Genomic DNA, 19,476 nt, shown 5'->3' with positions numbered 1-19,476 from the left:
ATAAATAAAATAAAAATGTAAAAATTGTATAACAAATCATAGTGAAAATGCATAAAAATCAAAAGAAAATATTGTGTAAAATAGCAATGCAAATGTTCTTGCTAAAGAACCTATTTTCGTTATAAAATAAAAATAATTAATAAGCGTAAAACAGCTAAAAATTATAAAATGGAAGAAAAAACACGTTTTATTATTTATAAAAAATAAAAAAACAACGGATAGGGGATAGCATGAAGCGGTTTTCGATAAGAGGGAAGAAATTAAATAGAAAAAAGCAAGTTGTGATAGGAGGGATTGTACTCCTACTCTTTTTTGGATTTTTTTTAATAAAGAATCTGCTCGCAGTGGAATATCCATTGATTGTGGATGGGAAAGGTATTACACAGGAAGAAATACGGTTTCACAATCATGATATAGATAGGGCAATACGGTCAAGAGTCATTTTTAACTGGGCATCAAAGGAAGGACTGGCTGATGAGTTTTCTTATGAGACGTTTCAAAAGTCTTTGAAAACTGAAAATAAAGAAAGGAAAGAGATAAAGCAGAAAGGAGAACCTTTATATGGTCCGGTAGAGTTTACGCCAATGCAATATTATAAGCGGCAACTCGGAGAGTATGAAAGAAGCTTAAAGGACCACATGATGAAACGTGTTGAGAAAAAAGAGTTGTATGAATTTTACAAGACTCATCAGGAAAATTTCAAAGAAGTGGATACGGTTTGTGCGGAATACACAGTGCGGCAGGATGGAAGAGAGATTTATAAAGAATCTGTGATACTGGACAAAAATAATATTCGTGCAAAAATGGAATTCGACGAGGAATTTGTCAACAGGCTTTTGTTGTTGGAGGAAGGAGGAAAAGTCATCTGGAGTACAGCGCAGGGGGAAGAAAAAGAACTGTATTGTACAAGCCGGGAGGATGGAGGGTATCTGTCCTATGAGGAAGTGTCAGGAGCAGTGTTGGAACAGTGCATTGCAAATAAGTTTGAAGTAGAATTGCAAAAAAGGATTTCAGAGTCTAACGTTTGGAATTTTATGAAAAAATAATTAAGGAGAAAGCAAATGAAACATATGAAAAAGAGAATCTCGTGTATGATTTTGACTGCAACGCTTTTGGCTGGAGGTTCGCTGGAGTATGCGGTTGCGGCAGAAGAACAACAAAATGTGTCGGAGATTGTGACAGAAGAACAGGTTGAAATTCAATCAGAAGAAATAGTACCACAAGAAGAGATGGTACAAACAGAGGAACAGGCGGCAGCGACAGAATGTAAGGTTGTTCTAGAAACTTATACAGACGGAAAATTAGATGAAGAACATATTGGCGGAACATTGACCGCAGATAAATTGTCAGGACATTCCGGAGAGTGGGTGACATTAACTGTAAAAGCAAATCATGGATATGTCTTTCAACGGTATGATACCAATACAGATAATCTGGTAACAATCGATAACAACCGTTTTCAACTAAATGAAAAATTCCCTACGGTAGTTGTAAAGGCGTATTTTACAACAAGGGAGCCAGGGAAAGATGAAGTCTTTTTTGATGATTTTGGAGGAGAACCAGGAGCTGCGCTTCCAGGAGGAGTTCACATTTCTAACGGAGAATTGGTGGTAGATATCCCGGAAGGACAAGGAAGCAATTTCTATGAGCCGGCTATTGACTGGAGTCAGGTTTCGGCACAGGAAGGCTATCGGATTTCTGTGGATGTAAGGAGAGTTACGCAAACTTCGGGTACAATGCAGATTGCTTTTCGTGGTGGAGAACAAAGTACACAACGTTATGTAGTAGCGATTAATTCTCAGGGAAGCTTGATGTTGAGAAAAATTGACGGAACGAATGTAGAATTAAAAAAAGCAGCGTTTCAGTTGACGGAGCAATATGCACATATAGAAATCACTGTGGTAAAAAATGAGGTCAGAGTTTCTGCAAATGGTCAAGAACTTGTAGCTTATACAGAACAGAACAACTGGGGTGGGATGACACCGAAAGTTCAGTTATGGAATATGACACAGGGAGCGTCAATGGGATTTGACAATCTGCTCGTAGAGAAAATTTGCGAAAAGAAACCTATTGAAGTTGTAACAATTTACAATGGGCAGGAAGATTTGGAACATCGTGCCGGAACAGCAGTTTCAGATGTTGCGGAAGCAAAAGAAGGTGATACGGTTACACTCCAGACGATTCCGAAAGCGGGCTATCGCTTCAAAGAATATCAGGTGGAGGGAATGGAAAGCCTTTCGATTGTAGATAATAAATTTGTGATGCCGGCGGGAGAGTTTGAAAAACTGAGAGTCAATGCTGTGTTTGAAGATGATACGGTGAGAGAAGCGAAAACATTTTATGTAGACTCTGAAGGTGGAAACGATCAATCTGTCGGGACATCGGAAAAAGAAGCGTGGAGAACATTAGGGAGAATTAAAGAACATAATTTGTTTGTTCCGGGTGATCGTATTTTATTAAAATGTGGAAGTGTATTCCGTGGGGAACAGTTAGCATTTCAGGGAATGGGAAGTGCAGAACAGCCAATCGAAATCAGTTCTTACGGAGAAGGGGAACTGCCAAGACTGGAAGGAAACGGAGAAGTTGAAAATGTAATTTCATTATATAATCAGCAGTATATCCATATTAATCGCTTAGAAATTACAAACTTAGATCAAAAGTATAATCAAAATTTTGAGTTGAATGGAAGCAACAATCAGGAAAAAGCGTTAAGAGCAATTAACGTGTCAATCCGTGATTTTGGAACCGCTTCAGATATTCGAATTGAAGATTGCTATATTCATGACATTAATGGAAATATTAAATCGAAGTGGAATGGTGGAATTTTCTTCGATGTAAAAGCAAATATACAAAATGGAACATTAACAGGAGTTCCAAGCAAATATGATCAGATTTTAATTTCGGGATGTACATTTGAGAGAGTGGACAGATCTGGAATTAAGTTGATCAGTTCACAGTGGTGTAACCAGTGGGAAAAGAATGATCCGGGTGTCCCTGTAAACTGGTATCCATCGACCAACGTAGTTGTAAGAGACAACTATATGGAGAAAATCGGAGGAGATGGAATTACAGTCAGAGATACAGATGGGGCATTGATTGAACATAACCTGGTAAGAGATTGTCGGTATCAGAATACAGGATATAATGTTGGTATCTGGCCATTTGAAGCAGCGAATACAGTGTTGCAATATAATGAAGCATATGAGACACATGGAACAACGGATGGTCAGGGATTAGACTGTGACCATGCATCTTCAAACTCGGTTATGCAGTATAATTACAGCCACAATAACGAAGGTGGATTTATGCTTATTATGGGTGGGTATCCGCATACAGGAGCGACAGTGCGCTACAATATCAGTCAGAATGACCGTGATAAAACATTTGAATTTGCACAGGGATGTCCAAAAGGAACTATGATTTATAACAACACAATTTACTCAGATCAGCTTTTAGAGAAGGGAGTCTTCTTCTTATCAAATACAGGAGCTGGACAAGGGGTAAATGATACCTTTGCATTTAATAATGTGTTCCACTACCCAGAAGGACAGAAATTCTATGGAGGAGAAACACAAAATCTGACAACGTATATGAAATTATATAATAATGCATATACTGGTGGGATAGAGGCGTTTGAGGGGGATGATAACCCACTGAAAGCGGAAGATGCAGGTCTGACAGCACCTGGAACCGGCCCGGAAGTAAATGAGAGTAAAACAGCAGTAACCGGATCCTCTGGAGCTCTGGATGGATATAAATTGGAAGATACTTCCGTGTTGATCGACAAGGGAATTACAGTGGATGAAGCATGGAAACATTTTGGAGGTACAGAGTTAGTTGACGGAAGAGGTATGTCTCCAAGAGATCTTTTTGAGCAGGCGAAAAATGGAAATAGTATTGATTATGTGGTGGGAAATAACTTCCCGCAAATCAATGGGGTTGGATATGACAAAGATTTCTTTGGAAACAGCCTTGCCGATGGAAAGCCTGATATTGGAGCTGCTGAATTTTTGGCATCTGTTCCGGAACAACCAGATCCAGAGCAGCCAAACCCAGAACAGCCGAACCCAGAGCAGCCGAACCCAGAACAGCCAAACCCAGAGCAGCCGAACCCAGAACAGCCAAACCCAGAGCAGCCAAACCCAGAGCAGCCAAGTCCGGAAAAACCAAACCCAGAACAGCCAAAACCGGATGGAGAAAAGCCGAATGGGCAAACAGCTCAAAAACCAAGTAAGGGAGAGTCGGTAAAAACAGGAGACCCTGTTGTAGTTACCGGGTTGATTTTGCTGCTGATAGTATCGGGAGGCATCATTATGATTTGTTTTTGTGTTTCAAAAAGAAACAGGAAAACAGCAAATAGAAAAGAAAATTAATAATAGATAAAAGCATTTATGAAAATACACCTTGCTGAGAGATTTTTAGTAAGGTGTATTTTTAGTTGGTGGTATACGTTGCTAATGGAGAAAAAAGGGTGACTCTTACGCAACACTATAGTTTATTTTGTTGATGAACAACTTTTGATGACTTTCTTTTTTTCCTATGGTAGAATAAGAAATAGCAGTTGCAGGAAATGGAAAAGGCAAGAAAGGATGAACAGAAGATGAATCAAAAACAGATCATAGGTGCGGTTGTTGCCGCAGGACTTTTTATTGTGACAGGAGTTTCCAGTGTGCTGACAAATACATTATCTGAGCGAATGTTGGCGGATACGGCAAAAAAGACAGAGGATGCGCTGTTAGGAGGAAATACGACAACCCTTCCGGGAGAACCATATATTGGAATTGTTGCTGTGGAAGGGACGATTCAGGAACAGACTTCTTCCAACGGTATATTTGATACTGTGGCAGGCTATCAGCATGATACCACATTGGATTATATTGACCGGATGATGGAGGATCAGAAAAATCAGGGGATTTTACTTCGAGTTGATTCTCCGGGAGGAACCGTATATGAGTCGGAGGAATTATACCGGAAATTAGTAGCATATAAAGAAGAAACCGGACGTCCGGTTTGGACTTACATGGAGCATTATGCAGCGTCTGGCGGGTATTATATTTCTGCACCATCCGATAAGATCTATGCGAATCCCAATACGACAACGGGGTCGATTGGTGTGATTATGTCCGGATACGATATGAGTGGACTGTATGAGAAACTGGGAATCCGCTCTGTGAGTATTACTAGCGGAAAAAATAAAGATATGAGTAAGCTGACAGAGGAACAGATTGCGATTTACCAGAGTTCTGTTGATGAGTCTTTTGATCGGTTTGTGGAAATTGTTGCAGATGGAAGAAAGATGACAGAAGAGACTGTCAGAGAAATTGCAGATGGGAGAACTTACACCGCAAAACAGGCAAAAGCAAATGGGTTGATCGATGAGATTAGTCTGTATGAGGAAATGCAGGAAGCAATGGAACAGGAAACAGGATGTACAACATTTTATGAACCTGAGCAGGGAGTGTCTCCGCTCGCATCTTTGTTTTCTAAACTGGAGACACTCAAACCAAAATCTGAGGCGGAAGTGCTGACGGAATGGAATGAGGATCTTGGAAGCGGGGTGCTGATGTATTATGCAGAACAGTTACAATAAAGCCGGAGAGCCGGCTGTATGTGCAGGATTTTTTGTCCGGATGGCGGCGCACTTGATTGATATGGTAATAGTTGGAGGAATCTTGTTGTTTGCAAGGATTCCGCTTGCTTTGCTTTCGCTGCTCTTTCCGACGGAACTTTTGGAGTATAGGGTGTTGTTTTCGTATACGATCAAGGATATTTATCTGTATCTTGGCGGAGTGTTGTATTATATTTTGCTGACGTATTATACCGGTACAACACTTGGGAAAAAGCTGATGAATCTCCGTGTAGTCGCGGAAACAGGAGAGAAACTTACACTTTTTAATGTAATCTATCGAGAAACGATCGGAAGATTTCTGTGCAGCTTTTTTTGGGGAATCGGATATATCATGGCAGGAATTGATGGACAGAAGAGGGGATTGCATGATATGATTTGTGGTACGCGCGTGATTTACGAGAAGCGAGTGAAAGTGACAGTTGTCAATAGCGGAGTACCGCAGGGATCATATGGGATGCCACATCATCCTATGCAGAATCCAGCTGTGCAGGCAGAATCAGAGCAGAGACAGAGCGTGGAGAAAGTAGATAGAGAAGTTTGCCGGCAGATGCAGGGCGACAGAATGGATGAGAAGATAGAAGAACGACAAGAAGTGAAGGAGACGGAAGATGAGAAAAGAAGATTTTAATTTTGATTTACCGGAGGAATTGATCGCGCAGGATCCGCTGGAGGATCGATCCAGTTCCAGATTGCTTGTACTGGATAAGGAGACGGGAAAGACAGAACATCATGTGTTCCGAGAAATCATAGATTATCTTGAGGCGGGGGACTGCCTTGTAATCAATGACACGAAAGTGATCCCGGCAAGGCTGATCGGTTCCAAAATCGGAACAGATGCAAAGATTGAAGTATTGCTGTTAAAGAGAAAGGAAAACGATGTCTGGGAGACATTGGTAAAACCTGGGAAAAAGGCTAAGATGGGAACAAGGATCAGCTTTGGGGACGGATTGTTAGTCGGAGAAGTGGTGGATATTGTAGAAGAAGGAAATCGTCTGATCCATTTTGAATATGAAGGGATTTTTGAAGAAATCCTTGACCGGCTTGGACAGATGCCGCTTCCGCCGTACATTACACATCAGTTGGAAGATAAGAACCGATACCAGACGGTTTATGCAAAACACAGCGGTTCTGCAGCGGCGCCGACAGCAGGACTTCATTTTACCCCGGAGCTGTTAAAGAAGATTGAGGAAAAAGGAGTGCAGATTGCGAGAGTGACCTTGCATGTAGGTCTAGGGACATTCCGTCCGGTGAAAGTAGATAATATTTTAGAACACCACATGCATTCTGAGTTCTATCAGATTGAGGAAGAGGCAGCAGAGAAGATCAACACTGCAAAAGCAAATGGCAAAAGAGTCATTGCGGTCGGTACTACAAGCTGCCGTACTATTGAGTCTGCGGCAAAAGAAGATGGAACGATCGCACCCGTGAGTGGATGGACGGATATTTTTATTTATCCGGGGTATCAGTTTAAAGTACTGGATTGTCTGATTACAAACTTCCATCTGCCAGAATCTACACTTGTTATGCTTGTTTCGGCATTAGCAGGAAGAGAGCATGTATTAAATGCATATGAGGAAGCAATTAAAGAAAGATATCGTTTCTTTAGTTTTGGAGATGCGATGTTTATCCGGTAAAAAGGCAAAGTGATCAGTTGGTAGGATTGATCACTTTTTTCTATTGATAAAATCGATAAACAATAAGTTTTTGCAGAAAAAATCAATTAGACGAAAAAAGAATCTTCCGTTAAAATAGGTATGGTTCCGGTAGGATGCCGGATATCAAGATGCTACAGAGATTTTTCAAGGAAAAATTCAGGAGGAAATACGTTTATGAAAAGAAAAGTAATAGCAGGTCTTCTGTCAGCAACGATGTGTATGTCGCTGTTGTTTACAGGATGCGGTGGTGCAAAGGAGAACAAGGGAACCGCAGAAAAGAAGGAAACAAAAGAATCAGAAATGCATATTGCAATTTCTGCAAATCCACCATCTCTTGACCCTCAGTCAATCAATTCCAATATTGTAGGAGGACTTGGAGTTCATATTTATGAGCCGTTGTTTGCAATGAGTGAAAATTATGAACCGACACCAGTGCTTGCAAAATCTTATGAAGTCAGTGAGGATGGAACGGTCTATACGATCAAACTTCGCGAGGGTGTAAAGTTTCACAATGGAGAAGAGATGAAGGCAGACGATGTCGTTGCTTCTATGAACAGATGGTTGGAAGTTTCTGCAAAAGCAAAAACATTGATTGGAGGCTCTGTATTTGAGAAGGTGGATGATTATACAGTGACATTGAAAGTGAATCAGGCTTCCTCAGATATCATCATGATTCTTGCAAGTCCAATCCAGTTTGCAGCAATCTATCCGGCAGACGTGGCAGAGACAGCTACAGCAGAAGGAATTAAGGAATATATTGGAACTGGTCCGTATAAGGTAGCAGATTGGAAGCAGGATCAGTATGTAAAGCTTGAGAAGAATGAAGCATATCAGCCGGCAGAAGAGGTATCTACCGGACTTGCGGGGGAGAAGAAAGCTGCCACGGAAACACTTTACTTTGACGTTGTGACAGATACGGCAACAAGGATTGCCGGAGTACAGAGCGGACAGTATGATATTGCGGAAGAGATTCCAGCAGATAACTATGAAGAACTTTCCAAAGATAAAAATTTGGAAATGAGTGTAGAACGCGGCGGTACACTGAATCTGTTCTTAAATACAACAGAAGGAATCATGGCAGATGTCAATATGCGACAGGCAGTTTTGGCGGCATTAAATTGTGAAGATATTTTGCTTGCAAGTTATGGAAATCCAGACCTCTTTGAAGCAAATGCAAGTTGGAGCATTCCGACAGATGCACAGTGGGGAACGGATGCAGGAAAAGAATATTACAATCAGAATGATGTAGATAAAGCAAAAGAGTTACTCCAAAAAGCTGGATACAATAACGAAAAACTTGTGCTTGTCACAACACCAGATTATCAAGAAATGTATAATGCAACACTTGTTGTTCAGGAACAGTTAAAGAAAGCTGGAATTAATGCGGAAGTAGAAAGCTATGACTTCAGTACATTCATGGAACACCGTGCAGATCCGAAGCAGTATTCTATGTTTATTACAAGTAATAGCTATAACATGTTGCCAATCCAATTGTCTGTACTAGATAAAGGATGGGCAGGGCTTGACAGACCGGAAGTATCAGAAGGAATCGAGAAGATTCGTTCTGCAGCAAATGCGGAAGATGCTTCTGCTGCATGGGCAGATTTGCAGACATTCTTATACGAATACGGAGCAGCAACGGTTATTGGACATTACACAGGAATCAGCGCAATGCGTGCAGAGGTAGAAGATGTGGGATATTTGAGATTCCCAATCTACTGGAATGCGACAACGACAAAATAGTAGAAAAAAGAAGACGGCGGGATGCAAAAAAGGCACTCCGCCGCTTTTCGGTGAAGGAGAGGGAAAGACAATGTTATCTTATATATGGAAACGATTTTTATCTTTGCTCCCGGTGCTGTTTGTGGTATCCTGCGTGGCGTTTCTCGTCGTCTATATGATTCCGGGAGGACCGGCGACAGCGCTGCTTGGGATGGAAGCTACACCGGAGCAGATTGCAGAATTGAATACGGAACTAGGATTTGACAGGCCGTTCCTTGTACAGTATGTGGACTGGTTTGGTAATGTACTGCAGGGAAACTGGGGAGAGTCTTATTTTCTGCACCAGTCTGTGCTGGAGTCAATCCGGGAATATTTTCCACCTACATTAAGCCTTGCTATTTTCGCTCAGGTTATTGCTATTATACTTGCAGTGCCGATGGGAATTATTGCAGCATACAAAAGAGGAACTGCATTTGATTTGACAGCAGTATCTGTTTCGCTGCTAGGGGTGGCACTTCCGGGATTTTTGCTGAGTATGTTTTTGATGTTATTTCTCAGTGTATATAATCAGTGGTTTCCGGTTGCAGGCTATGCGGTGCTGTCGGAAGGGCTGGGGGAACATTTGAAATATCTGTTTGTTCCGGCATTGTCACTTGGAATTGTGCAAGCTGCTTATATTACAAGAATGACAAGGGCAGCGCTTTTGGATGTACTTTATAAAAATTATATCCATACCGGCAGAGCGAAAGGATTGAAAGAGTGGGCAGTCATCATGAAATATGGACTGAAAAATGCAGCTCCGGCTATCCTTACGGCGGTTGGACAGTCTTTTGGCAGTCTGATCACTGGAACGATTGTGACGGAAACGCTCTTTAATATTCCGGGACTTGGAATGCTGACAATTGGATCTATCAACCGGAGAGATGTATTTGTGATACAGGGAGTTGTTTTGTTTGTCACATGTCTATATGTGTTTGTTAATCTTGCGGTCGATATTTTATATGGATTTGTAGATCCGAGACTTCGGCCGGGGCGCAGATAGGAGGAGATAAGATGCATTTTACAAGAAAAACTATTTCAGAATCGAGTGGACTGATTATAAAAGAACAGCGGCAGATTCGAAAAGAACGTTTGCTTGCAAGTCCGGCGCTGATAATTGGATTTACCGGATTTATGCTGATCTTGCTTGCGGCAGTTTTGATTCCGATTTTTAGTTCTGTTGATCCAAATGCGATGACAGTGGCAGAGAGATTGAAAGCGCCGGGAGGAAAATATCTTCTCGGGACAGACGAGTTTGGAAGAGATATTTTTATCCGTCTGATGTACGGAGCGAGAGTGTCGTTGTGGGTGGGGGGCTGTGTGGCTGTGTTTTCCTGCCTGCTGGGAACAATTATTGGAATATATGCAAGTTATTTTAAAATATTGGATCAGATTTTGATGAGAATCTGCGATGGATTGATCGCAATTCCGGGAATCCTTTTGGCGATCGCATTGATTGCAGGACTTGGAGCATCAAGCTGGAACGTCGTGATTGCTCTGACTGTTGTCTATACGCCGAGTGTGGCGAGAACGGTGAGGGCGAGTGCGATGGTCATCCGGGAACAGCCGTATGTCGAGGCGGCAAAGGTGCAGGGGTTCGGTACACTCCGCATATTGTGGAAATTAATTTTGCCGGGAGTTGTGTCACCATTGATTGTGCAGGCATCTTTCATTTTCGCACAGGCAATTATATCAGAGGCATCACTCAGCTTTCTAGGGGCAGGTGTTCCGGCTCCTGCGGCGAGTTGGGGAAATATGCTTCAGGCAAGTAAGCTTGTGTTTTCAAAGGCACCATGGACAATGCTCTGCCCGGGTATAGCAGTAATCCTATGTGTACTGAGCCTGAATCTGTTTGGGGACGGGCTAAGAGACTATCTGGATCCAAGAGTAAAAGGAGGGGCGAAAAAATAATGGAAGAGCAAATGAAACAGAGCGAAGAGACAATACTGGAAGTAAAGGATTTAAGTGTTTTCTTTTCGGTTCATAAGAAATGGCTTGCAGCGGTAGACAGTGTGAGTTTTTCAGTAGCGCCGGGGGAAATCACAGGCATTGTAGGAGAGTCTGGTTCTGGAAAAAGTGTGATGTCACAGTCTATCTTGAGGCTGAGAGATCATGATACAGTGGTAAAGTATAATGGAGAGATTCTTTTTGAGAGAGAAGATCTTTTGAAAAAATCACTTTCAGGTATGCAGAAGATCAGGGGAAATCAGATTTCTATTATTTTTCAGGATCCACTAAATTCGCTAAGTCCAGTACATACAATCGGTGAACAGTTAAGTGAAATTTTAATGCTTCATAAAAAGATGGGAAAGCAGCAAGCAGGAAAGCGTGCAGTCCAAATGCTGGAACTTACAGGAATTCCAGGTGCAGAAGCATGTATGAAGAAATATCCTTTTGAACTGTCAGGAGGAATGCAGCAAAGGGTAATGATTGCGATGGCATTGGCATGTGAGCCGAAACTTTTGATTGCAGATGAGCCGACTACTGCACTTGATGTTACCATCCAGGAGCAGATTTTATATCTGATTCAGGAACTGAATGAGAAACTGGGAATGTCGGTGTTGTTTATTACGCATGACATGGGAGTAGTGTCTCAAATTTGTCACAGTGTAAAAGTAATGTATCTTGGTCAGATTGTAGAGGAGGCGAAGACAGATCGGCTGTTTGCTGAGCCGCTTCATCCATATACAAAGGGGCTTCTGGCAAGTATTCCGCATTTAGGAGTAGAAAAAGGGAAAAAACTTCCGACAATTCCGGGAACGGTGCCTCCTCTTTCGAAAGTTCCGGAAGGATGCCACTTCTGCACGCGATGTTCGGAAGCGACGAAACAGTGCAGAAGCGAGCAGCCACCATCTGTGGAAGTACAGCCGGGACATTTTGTAAAATGTTGGAAATACGCAGAGAAACAAGGACAGAAGGGGGGAGCATAGGCATGGAAGAATGTTTGCTGGAAGTCAAAGGATTGAAAAAAACATATCCGTTACATGGGAGTGGAGGCAGGTTTTTTGGAAAGAAAGAACAAATGTATGCGGTAGATGGAATAACATTTGAGATTAAAAAAGGAGAAACATATGGGCTTGTCGGGGAGTCTGGATGTGGAAAGTCTACAACTGGGCGTGCAATCGTAGGCTTGGACAAACCGGATGCCGGTTCAATCTTTTATCAGGGGAAAGATCTCTGTAAACTGAGCGAAAAGGAATTTCGCCCTCTACGAAAAGAGTTACAGATGGTGTTTCAAAATACACTTTCTGCATTAAATCCACGTCAGAGGATTGGTTCGATCCTTGAGGAGATTTTGATTGTTCACGGAGAAAAAAATGCTTCAGCACGGAAAGAGCGGGCGCTAAAAGTGCTCCAACAAGTTGGACTTTCTGAGGAGCATTATTTCAGATATCCACATGAACTTTCTGGAGGACAGGTACAGCGGCTTGGGATTGCAGGTGCACTGTTGATAGAGCCTAAGTTAATCGTATGTGATGAGCCGGTATCAGCGCTCGATGTATCGATACAGGCACAGATTTTAAATATGTTGGTGGAAATTCAGAAGACATCAGGAATTAGTCTTTTATTTATTTCCCATGATATTGGTGTGATTCGATTTATTTCAGACAGAATTGGTGTGATGTATCTTGGCACACTTGTTGAAGAAGCAGATGCAGAAAGTCTTTTTGAAAATCCGCTGCATCCGTATACCAAAGCATTGCTTGCTTCCGCACCGGATCCGTATATTGTGCGAGGAAAAAGAAATATTCTGCGGGGGGAGCAGCCAGTTCGCACAGGTGAAATGAAAGGATGTGCATTCTGCGGGCGCTGTCCATATGCGGAGGAGATTTGTAAAGAAAAGACACCGGAAATGAGAGGGGTACAGAAAGGGCATCGAGTGGCGTGTCATCTGGTGGGAGAGAAGTAGATTTTGTATGGTGACAGTGAGAAAGAAGCGATAGAAATAATTGGGAAATCACTCCGGAGAGGTTGACAGCAGGGCAAAAGATGAGTAACATAGAAATGATTAGACTCAGATATATTTTAGAGACAGAAATAGAAATAAGGGGAGAAACTAGATGAGACCAAATCGGAAATATCGGGAAACCCTCAGAGTAGGATGCGCTGCTTTGTCGTTATCGATGGCATTAAGCTGCGCACCGTTGGCAGTATCTGCTGCCGAAACTGAGAATGCAAAAGAGAAGGCCGAGATTCACTGGACGATTAGTGATGCAGCAGAGATACAGACCTCACTTCCGCTTATGATAGAGAATCAGTTCTATGTGACTGTTGGAAATGTACTAAAAGTAATTGATGTCACAACCGGAAAGGAGACTGCTTCCACAGAACTAGCAGCGGATGCATCCGAATCGGCAGTCATCGAAAATGGGGATGGCATGTTGTTTGTCCCACTTTCAGACGGAAGGATTCAGGCGGTGAAGACATCGGATCTAAGCTCTGTATTTTTGACAGAGAAGCCTGCGGAAGGACTTTCGGTACAGAGCCAGATTTTATATCATGATCATATGATTTATGCAGGTTTTAGTCCGGTGGCACAGGAGCAGAAAGTATCAGGATATTTTGCCGCATTTAAGACAGACTCTAGGACAGGAACTGATGCAGTTGCACCGGAGTGGAAGTCAGCAGAACAAAAAGAAGGAAATTATATCGGTACAAAAGCAGCTATTCTCGGAGAGAATGTACTATTTGCAGGAGACTCTGGAAAACTGGTACTTGCAAATGCAAAGACCGGAGAGGTGAAAGACAAGAAGGATGACATCACGGGGAAAGTGAGAAGTCCGCTTGTAGAGGCAAATGGATCTGTGTGGTTTGCGACAGATGAAGGAATTCTTTACAAGGTTACACTCAGCAGTGATGGGAAGGTGACAGAGAAAGCGACTATTTCGCTGCCAGATAAAGGAAATGCGATTATTTCGATTCTGGAAGGGAAGGTGTTTGTGACAGGCGGAAGCGGTCAGGGTTACATAGCGGTGTACTCTGAATCTGATGCTACTGAGATTCTGTCACAGAAGACAGATCATCCGGTCGTTAGCCAGGCGGTTACAAAATCAGGTGAGAATTTCTATGTGTATTTTACACAGGAAGAAGACTATGCAAATTTATATGTAGCCAAGTTTGACGCAGACAAAAAGATGACGGTGGAGACCGTCTATACTTCGGAGACGAAGAAAAATGGAGAAGATTATCTTCTGATTGGCGATGATGGGAAAGTGTATTATGGAAATACCGGAAATGGAACGATCACATCTGTGGATGTTCCGAAGGAGGAAAATCCAGAACCAAAACCTCCGGTAGAGCCAGATCCCAACCCTCCAGTAGAGCCAGAAAATCCAGATCCGCAACCTCCGGCAGAACCGGAAGAGCCAGAGAAACCGGAGACAGATCCGCCGCAGGAGAATCAATCATCGAAACCAGATGGGAACCAGCAGGGCAATACACAAGGAACTACGGACAACAGCGGGTCGGAGAATCAGAATACAACGAGAAATCCTTCCAAGAGTCAGTCCACAGGAAGTTCAGGTGGAACCTCAGCGGGAAACACAGTGGGAAGTATTGCTGAACCGACATTGCTTGAGAATATCAATGCAGCGATCAAGGGTGGGAGCAATTCTCTTGTCAACGGAAGTAAGCCATATAAGCTTGACAAGGAAATTTTGACTGTCCTTTCTAAAAATCCGAACTTTGAGCTGACGTTAGAGTACGATAATTACTCCATCAAGATCAAAGGGGCAGATATAAAGAATCCGGAAAATGAGCTTTTTACAAAACTTATCGAGAAAAATGTTACGCTTTCCAAGAAGGAATCGGACAAAATCGGTGCGTACCAAGTATTGGAATTCATGATGAGCAAAAACTTTCCGGGGAAAGTGACGGTTATCTACCAGCTTCCAGAGCAGTTAAAAGGTGCAGAGAAATTGTTCCTCTATGAGAGAAGCAATCTGGACAAAGGAACAGAGATTGTAGTAGATCGGGATAAGGTAACTTTGATCTTTGAAAAAGGCGGGGAATATGTGCTCGCAAAAGAGAAAGACAAAGCTGCTGGCGAGACAGAAAAAGAAGATACAGAAGATAAAAAAGAAGTGTCAAAGAATACAGAGAAAGAAAAGAAACACTCTTTTCAGTTGCCGAAGCTTCCGACACCGGTACTTGTGGCGGCAGGGGTAGCACTTGCGGCGCTGATCGGTTTGATCATTATTATGCTGATGGAGGCGAGAGCAAGAAAAATCCGCGAAGCCAAACGCCAGAAGATTCGTGGAGAGAAAGGGGAACTTCCGGGAATTATAGAAGAGATTAGTTCTGAAGAAGCAGACCCAGAGCTGGAGAAGGAACTGGACAGTGAACTTGCTGAACTTGAGGAAGAAGCAAAAGAACTGTCAGAATCACAACCAGATGAGGAAGAAAAGGCGGAGACATCTTTAGAAGGTCTGGAAGAAGAGAAGACACAGGTATTGCCGGCGCTTCCGCTTGTAGAGAATATCCCGGATCCGGAAGAAGAAGCACTTTTGAAGAAAGAAGAAGAAGACTGGAACAAGATCCATGAGGCACAGAGTCAAGGTGCAGCAGAAGCGTCTGAAACAGAGGAAATGCCTGAAACAGAGGTAATACCTGTGGAAGAGGCAGAAAAATCAGATGATTCAGAGAAGATAGAACAGAAGGAATCCGAGGAAGAACCAGAAGTTCAGAAATCTGAAACAGAACCTTGCGAAACAGAATCTTCTCAAGTAGAACCTTCCGAAGCAGAATCTTCCAAGAAAGAGAAGGACGATACGCAGAAAGACGAATAAATCATTTTTTAGATGAGGCGCAGTCGGAAATGTGATAAGATAGCATTTCCGACTGTTTTTTTGTATGAAAATTTGAAACGATATGGCAAAAAGCGCCTATTTATGATACGATGAATGCAGTATACTGACATAGTTATAAGAACAAGGGAGGTTTTTCAGATGGCAAATAAGTCGACAGTTCCATTTCAGGGAACGAAAGAACAGGAGACGGTACTGCGTGAAGTGATCGAAAAGAGAAAAAGCGAACAGGGGGCATTGATGGCAGTATTGCAGCAGGCACAAGAGATTTATGGATATGTTCCTACGGAAGTACAGACGATCATTTCGGATGAGATGGATATCCCGCTTCACAAGATTGAGGAGGTTGTTGATTTCTATCCACAGTTTACGTTGAGCCCGAAGGGAAAATATCAGGTATCGATCTGTCTTGGAACGGCATGTTTTGTGAAGGGAGCAGGAGATGTCTACAATAAGCTGACGGAAGTACTTGGAATCGGTGGTGGAGAATGTACTGCCGATGGAAAATTTTCGCTGGACGCAAGCCGGTGCATTGGAGCATGTGGCATGGCGCCGATTCTGATGGTGAATGACGATGTGTACAACCATGTGAAAGCGGAAGATGTAGAAGAGATTCTTGCAAAATATGAATAACAAAAAGAAGGGACCTTGCGATGGGAAAGGTCCTTTTTTTGAATGGAGTGAATGGAATGAAAGTAATTGATTTTCAGAATGCGAGCTGTAAGCACTGTTATAAATGTGTGAGAAATTGTAGCGTCAAGGCAATCTCTGTCCGACATGAGCAGGCGCACATTATGAATGATCACTGTATTCACTGCGGGAAATGCCTGGAAGTCTGTCCGCAGAATGCAAAGCGTTTCGCAAGTGATCTAGAACTGATCAAAGCCTATATTCGACAGAATATGAAGATTGTCGTATCAATCGCACCATCGTATTTGGGAGTGATGAATTATCGGACGCCGGGACAGGTTGTCGGAGCACTTCGGAAGCTTGGATTTGATGAAGTGCGGGAGACATCAGAAGGCGCGGCACTTGTCACGAGAGAGTATCAGAAACTGCTGCGGGAAGGGACGTATAAAAATATCATTACAACTTGTTGCCCAAGTGTGAATGAACTTGTGGAGAAGTATTATCCGGAATTGACAGACCAGCTTGCTCCAGTTGTCTCTCCGATGATCGCCCACGGAAGACTGATCAAAAAAATGTATGGGGAGCAGACAAAGGTTGTCTTTCTCGGTCCCTGTATTGCGAAAAAGCAGGAGGCGATGGGAGATTCCCGCGTGTTTGGCGCAGTAGATGCGATTCTGACATTTGAGGAATTGGAACAGTGGCTGGAGGAAGAACAGATTGTTCTGGAAGAATGTGAAGATCTTCCGGTGGCAAACCCGGATTGTGGTGTGAACCGTCTTTATCCGGTCAGTGGTGGAGTCCTTCAGTCTGTGATGGTGGATTCTTCCGAAATGCGGGAGAAAGAGCAAGGTGGAGAAAAAAAACAATACCACAAAGTGTATGTTGATGGACTGGACAATTGTATGGAAATGCTGGAAAGTTTGAAAAGAGGCGAATTGGAGCACTGTTTTATCGAAGCGAATGTCTGCGATGGTGGCTGTGTCAAGGGACCGGCATCTGGAAAATGGAATGTGTCGTTTATCAAGGCAAAAGTGGAGATGGAGCGGAGAGTGGCTGCCCATCAGAAGGCACAATATGAGCCACAGTCTTTGGAAGTCGAACTTTCCAGACAATTTGCGCCGCATCCGCCAAAAGAGCAGCTTCCGACCGAGGAGGAACTTTCTGCAATTTTAAGAGAGACAGGAAAGTATTCTGAGAAGGATGAATTAAACTGTGGTGCGTGCGGATACGCAACCTGCCGGGAGAAGGCGATTGCAGTTTTTCAGAAGAAAGCAGAGAATAGTATGTGTCTGCCGTATGCACTTTCCAAAGCAGAGTCCATGTCGAATGTAGTAATGGATGTGACACCGAATCTTATTTTTATTATAGATAGGGAGATGCGGATCCGGGAATGCAATAAGAAGGCACAGGAACTGCTCGAAATCAGCAGAGAAGAAGCGCTGGAAAGATATCTGTATGACTTTGTGGATACAGCAGATGTAGAGGACGTTTTCCAGACGAGAGAGTCGATTACATACAAGAAAGTGAAGCTGGAGCAGTTAGGCATGAAAGCTGAGGAAAAGATCATATATATTCCGGAGATGGAGTCGGTGCTGATTATTTATCAGGACATCACAAAAGAAGAAAAAGCAAAAGAGAAACACTATAATCTGAAAATGGAGACAGTGGAGATGGCACAGCGTGTCATTGATAAACAGATGATGGTCGCACAGGAAATTGCCGGGCTGTTAGGAGAGACGACTGCAGAGACAAAAGTGACTCTGACAAAGCTTCGGGATTCGATTCTCCTTGATGGAGAGGGGGACTAGCCATGGGAATCAGTGTAGATGTTGCGTGGAAAAGCCTGAATAAGCACCACGAGGAGCTATGCGGGGATAAAGTGGAAGTATTAAAGACTGCGGATTCGGATATTGTGATTTTGGCAGATGGTATGGGGAGCGGTGTCAAGGCGAATATTCTGGCTACGCTGACCTCAAAGATTCTTGGAACAATGTTGTTTAACGGGGCGACGATCGAGTCTTGTGTGGAGACGATCGCAAAGACGCTACCGGTCTGTAAAGTAAGGGAAGTTGCCTATGCAACATTTAGCATTCTCCAGATTTTTCGGAATGGAGAAGCATATCTGGTGGAATTTGACAATCCAAGCTGTATTTTTATCCGGGATCATAAAGTACAGTCTTATCCATACGAGGAGCGGAATATAGAAGGAAAGCAAATCCATGAATATCGTTTCCGGGTAGAGTTGGGTGACTACTTTGTTCTGATGAGTGATGGGGTGCTCTATGCAGGTCCGGGAGATTTCCTGAATTTTGGTTGGACATGGGACAGTATGGCGAAGGCGGCAATCCGCTGCCTGTCGGAGGAGATCTCCGCATCAAGATTGGCGGTTTCGCTTGCAGATACCTGTGATGAACTTTATGGGCACCGTCCGGGAGACGATACGACAGTTGCTGTTATGCATGTGATCCCGCGGCAGATTGTCAATATTTTTACCGGGCCGCCGGAGAATAAGGAGGACGATGAGCGGGTTGTGAAGTCGTTCATGAAGCAGGAAGGAAAAAAGGTGGTATCCGGAGGGACAAGCGCCAATATTACAGCAAGGGTGCTTGGCAAAGAAATTTACACTTCATTGAAAGACTATGATCCGAAAGTGCCGCCGATGGCGCTCATCGAAGGAATCGACCTTGTGACAGAAGGAGTACTGACGCTTGGATTGGCGTTGAAGCTCTTGAAGAAATATGTGAAGAAGGAGATTGACGCCACATTTTTTGAGGAGCTGGACAAGAATAATGGAGCATCCAAACTTGCCAAAATGCTGATTGAGGAATGCACAGAGATTCATCTGTTTGTTGGAAAGGCAATGAATGTGGCACATCGGAATTCTAACCTTCCATTTGATCTGAGTATTCGCATGAATCTCGTTGAACAGCTGGAAGAAGTTGCCGAAAAGATGGGGAAATCAGTTACGATCCAATATTTTTAAGTTGACAGGTTT

14 protein-coding genes are annotated in these 19,476 nt (G+C 43.0%); all 14 read left to right on the top strand.

What is annotated here, in order from left to right; genetic code table 11:
- Positions 1-230 precede the first annotated feature (230 nt).
- The 14 genes from EDD74_RS05280 (at position 231) to EDD74_RS05215 (ending at position 19,464) form a co-directional block, all read left to right on the top strand.
- Positions 231-1,046 (top strand): hypothetical protein, encoded by an 816-nt coding sequence (locus EDD74_RS05280; protein ID WP_116441341.1) that lies wholly within the window; start codon positions 231-233, stop codon positions 1,044-1,046.
- A 15-nt stretch (positions 1,047-1,061) separates the two neighbouring features.
- Positions 1,062-4,373, top strand: a complete 3,312-nt coding sequence (locus EDD74_RS05275; protein WP_116441342.1) for an InlB B-repeat-containing protein — start codon at positions 1,062-1,064, stop codon at positions 4,371-4,373.
- A 227-nt stretch (positions 4,374-4,600) separates the two neighbouring features.
- Positions 4,601-5,590, top strand: a complete 990-nt coding sequence (gene sppA / locus EDD74_RS05270) for a signal peptide peptidase SppA (protein ID WP_116441414.1) — start codon at positions 4,601-4,603, stop codon at positions 5,588-5,590.
- Positions 5,571-6,257 carry an RDD family protein gene (locus tag EDD74_RS05265; protein WP_116441343.1) on the top strand — a complete coding sequence of 229 codons (687 nt, stop codon included), beginning with the start codon at positions 5,571-5,573 and terminating at the stop codon, positions 6,255-6,257. Before sppA ends, EDD74_RS05265 begins: the two co-directional genes overlap by 20 nt.
- Entirely contained in the window at positions 6,238-7,263 is a 1,026-nt protein-coding gene (queA, locus tag EDD74_RS05260) for a tRNA preQ1(34) S-adenosylmethionine ribosyltransferase-isomerase QueA (RefSeq protein WP_116441344.1), read from the top strand. The genes EDD74_RS05265 and queA overlap by 20 nt, the downstream gene beginning before the upstream one ends.
- Before the next feature lie 195 nt (positions 7,264-7,458).
- A complete protein-coding gene (locus EDD74_RS05255; RefSeq protein ID WP_116441345.1) occupies positions 7,459-9,027 on the top strand; it encodes an ABC transporter substrate-binding protein in 1,569 nt (522 codons plus the stop codon).
- A gap of 70 nt (positions 9,028-9,097) precedes the next feature.
- Positions 9,098-10,048: an ABC transporter permease gene (locus EDD74_RS05250; protein ID WP_116441346.1), complete on the top strand. Its 951-nt coding sequence runs from the start codon at positions 9,098-9,100 to the stop codon at positions 10,046-10,048.
- 11 nt (positions 10,049-10,059) lie between these two features.
- Positions 10,060-10,956, top strand: a complete 897-nt coding sequence (locus EDD74_RS05245; RefSeq protein ID WP_016440782.1) for an ABC transporter permease — start codon at positions 10,060-10,062, stop codon at positions 10,954-10,956.
- Positions 10,956-11,975 (top strand): ABC transporter ATP-binding protein, encoded by a 1,020-nt coding sequence (locus tag EDD74_RS05240; protein WP_116441347.1) that lies wholly within the window; start codon positions 10,956-10,958, stop codon positions 11,973-11,975. Before EDD74_RS05245 ends, EDD74_RS05240 begins: the two co-directional genes overlap by 1 nt.
- A gap of 2 nt (positions 11,976-11,977) precedes the next feature.
- A complete protein-coding gene (locus tag EDD74_RS05235) occupies positions 11,978-12,955 on the top strand; it encodes an ABC transporter ATP-binding protein (RefSeq protein WP_116441348.1) in 978 nt (325 codons plus the stop codon).
- A 151-nt stretch (positions 12,956-13,106) separates the two neighbouring features.
- Positions 13,107-15,833 carry an outer membrane protein assembly factor BamB family protein gene (locus tag EDD74_RS05230; protein WP_116441349.1) on the top strand — a complete coding sequence of 909 codons (2,727 nt, stop codon included), beginning with the start codon at positions 13,107-13,109 and terminating at the stop codon, positions 15,831-15,833.
- Between the two features lie 159 nt (positions 15,834-15,992).
- On the top strand, positions 15,993-16,484 hold the full coding sequence (locus tag EDD74_RS05225; RefSeq protein ID WP_008975060.1) for an NADH-quinone oxidoreductase subunit NuoE family protein: 492 nt from the start codon (positions 15,993-15,995) through the stop codon (positions 16,482-16,484).
- Between the two features lie 20 nt (positions 16,485-16,504).
- Positions 16,505-18,289, top strand: a complete 1,785-nt coding sequence (locus EDD74_RS05220; protein WP_116441350.1) for a [Fe-Fe] hydrogenase large subunit C-terminal domain-containing protein — start codon at positions 16,505-16,507, stop codon at positions 18,287-18,289.
- Positions 18,290-18,291: 2 nt separating this feature from the next.
- On the top strand, positions 18,292-19,464 hold the full coding sequence (locus tag EDD74_RS05215; RefSeq protein WP_008975062.1) for a SpoIIE family protein phosphatase: 1,173 nt from the start codon (positions 18,292-18,294) through the stop codon (positions 19,462-19,464).
- Positions 19,465-19,476: the final 12 nt, after the last annotated feature.

Origin of the sequence: Faecalimonas umbilicata, from assembly GCF_004346095.1 — a bacterium.
Lineage (GTDB): Bacteria > Bacillota > Clostridia > Lachnospirales > Lachnospiraceae > Faecalimonas > Faecalimonas umbilicata.
The sequence above is the reverse complement of the archived record's forward strand: the minus strand, read 5'-3'. Positions and strand labels throughout refer to the sequence as shown.

What these genes read in the sequence shown, in the direction of transcription:
- EDD74_RS05255 (WP_116441345.1), top strand. Translation starts at nt 7,459, where the DNA reads ATGAAAAGAAAAGTAATAGCAGGTCTTCTGTCAGCAACGATGTGTATG.
- sppA (WP_116441414.1), top strand. Translation starts at nt 4,601, where the DNA reads ATGAATCAAAAACAGATCATAGGTGCGGTTGTTGCCGCAGGACTTTTT.
- EDD74_RS05275 (WP_116441342.1), top strand. Translation starts at nt 1,062, where the DNA reads ATGAAACATATGAAAAAGAGAATCTCGTGTATGATTTTGACTGCAACG.
- EDD74_RS05225 (WP_008975060.1), top strand. Translation starts at nt 15,993, where the DNA reads ATGGCAAATAAGTCGACAGTTCCATTTCAGGGAACGAAAGAACAGGAG.
- EDD74_RS05240 (WP_116441347.1), top strand. Translation starts at nt 10,956, where the DNA reads ATGGAAGAGCAAATGAAACAGAGCGAAGAGACAATACTGGAAGTAAAG.
- EDD74_RS05215 (WP_008975062.1), top strand. Translation starts at nt 18,292, where the DNA reads ATGGGAATCAGTGTAGATGTTGCGTGGAAAAGCCTGAATAAGCACCAC.
- EDD74_RS05245 (WP_016440782.1), top strand. Translation starts at nt 10,060, where the DNA reads ATGCATTTTACAAGAAAAACTATTTCAGAATCGAGTGGACTGATTATA.
- EDD74_RS05230 (WP_116441349.1), top strand. Translation starts at nt 13,107, where the DNA reads ATGAGACCAAATCGGAAATATCGGGAAACCCTCAGAGTAGGATGCGCT.
- queA (WP_116441344.1), top strand. Translation starts at nt 6,238, where the DNA reads ATGAGAAAAGAAGATTTTAATTTTGATTTACCGGAGGAATTGATCGCG.
- EDD74_RS05250 (WP_116441346.1), top strand. Translation starts at nt 9,098, where the DNA reads ATGTTATCTTATATATGGAAACGATTTTTATCTTTGCTCCCGGTGCTG.
- EDD74_RS05235 (WP_116441348.1), top strand. Translation starts at nt 11,978, where the DNA reads ATGGAAGAATGTTTGCTGGAAGTCAAAGGATTGAAAAAAACATATCCG.
- EDD74_RS05265 (WP_116441343.1), top strand. Translation starts at nt 5,571, where the DNA reads ATGCAGAACAGTTACAATAAAGCCGGAGAGCCGGCTGTATGTGCAGGA.
- EDD74_RS05220 (WP_116441350.1), top strand. Translation starts at nt 16,505, where the DNA reads ATGGGAAAGGTCCTTTTTTTGAATGGAGTGAATGGAATGAAAGTAATT.
- EDD74_RS05280 (WP_116441341.1), top strand. Translation starts at nt 231, where the DNA reads ATGAAGCGGTTTTCGATAAGAGGGAAGAAATTAAATAGAAAAAAGCAA.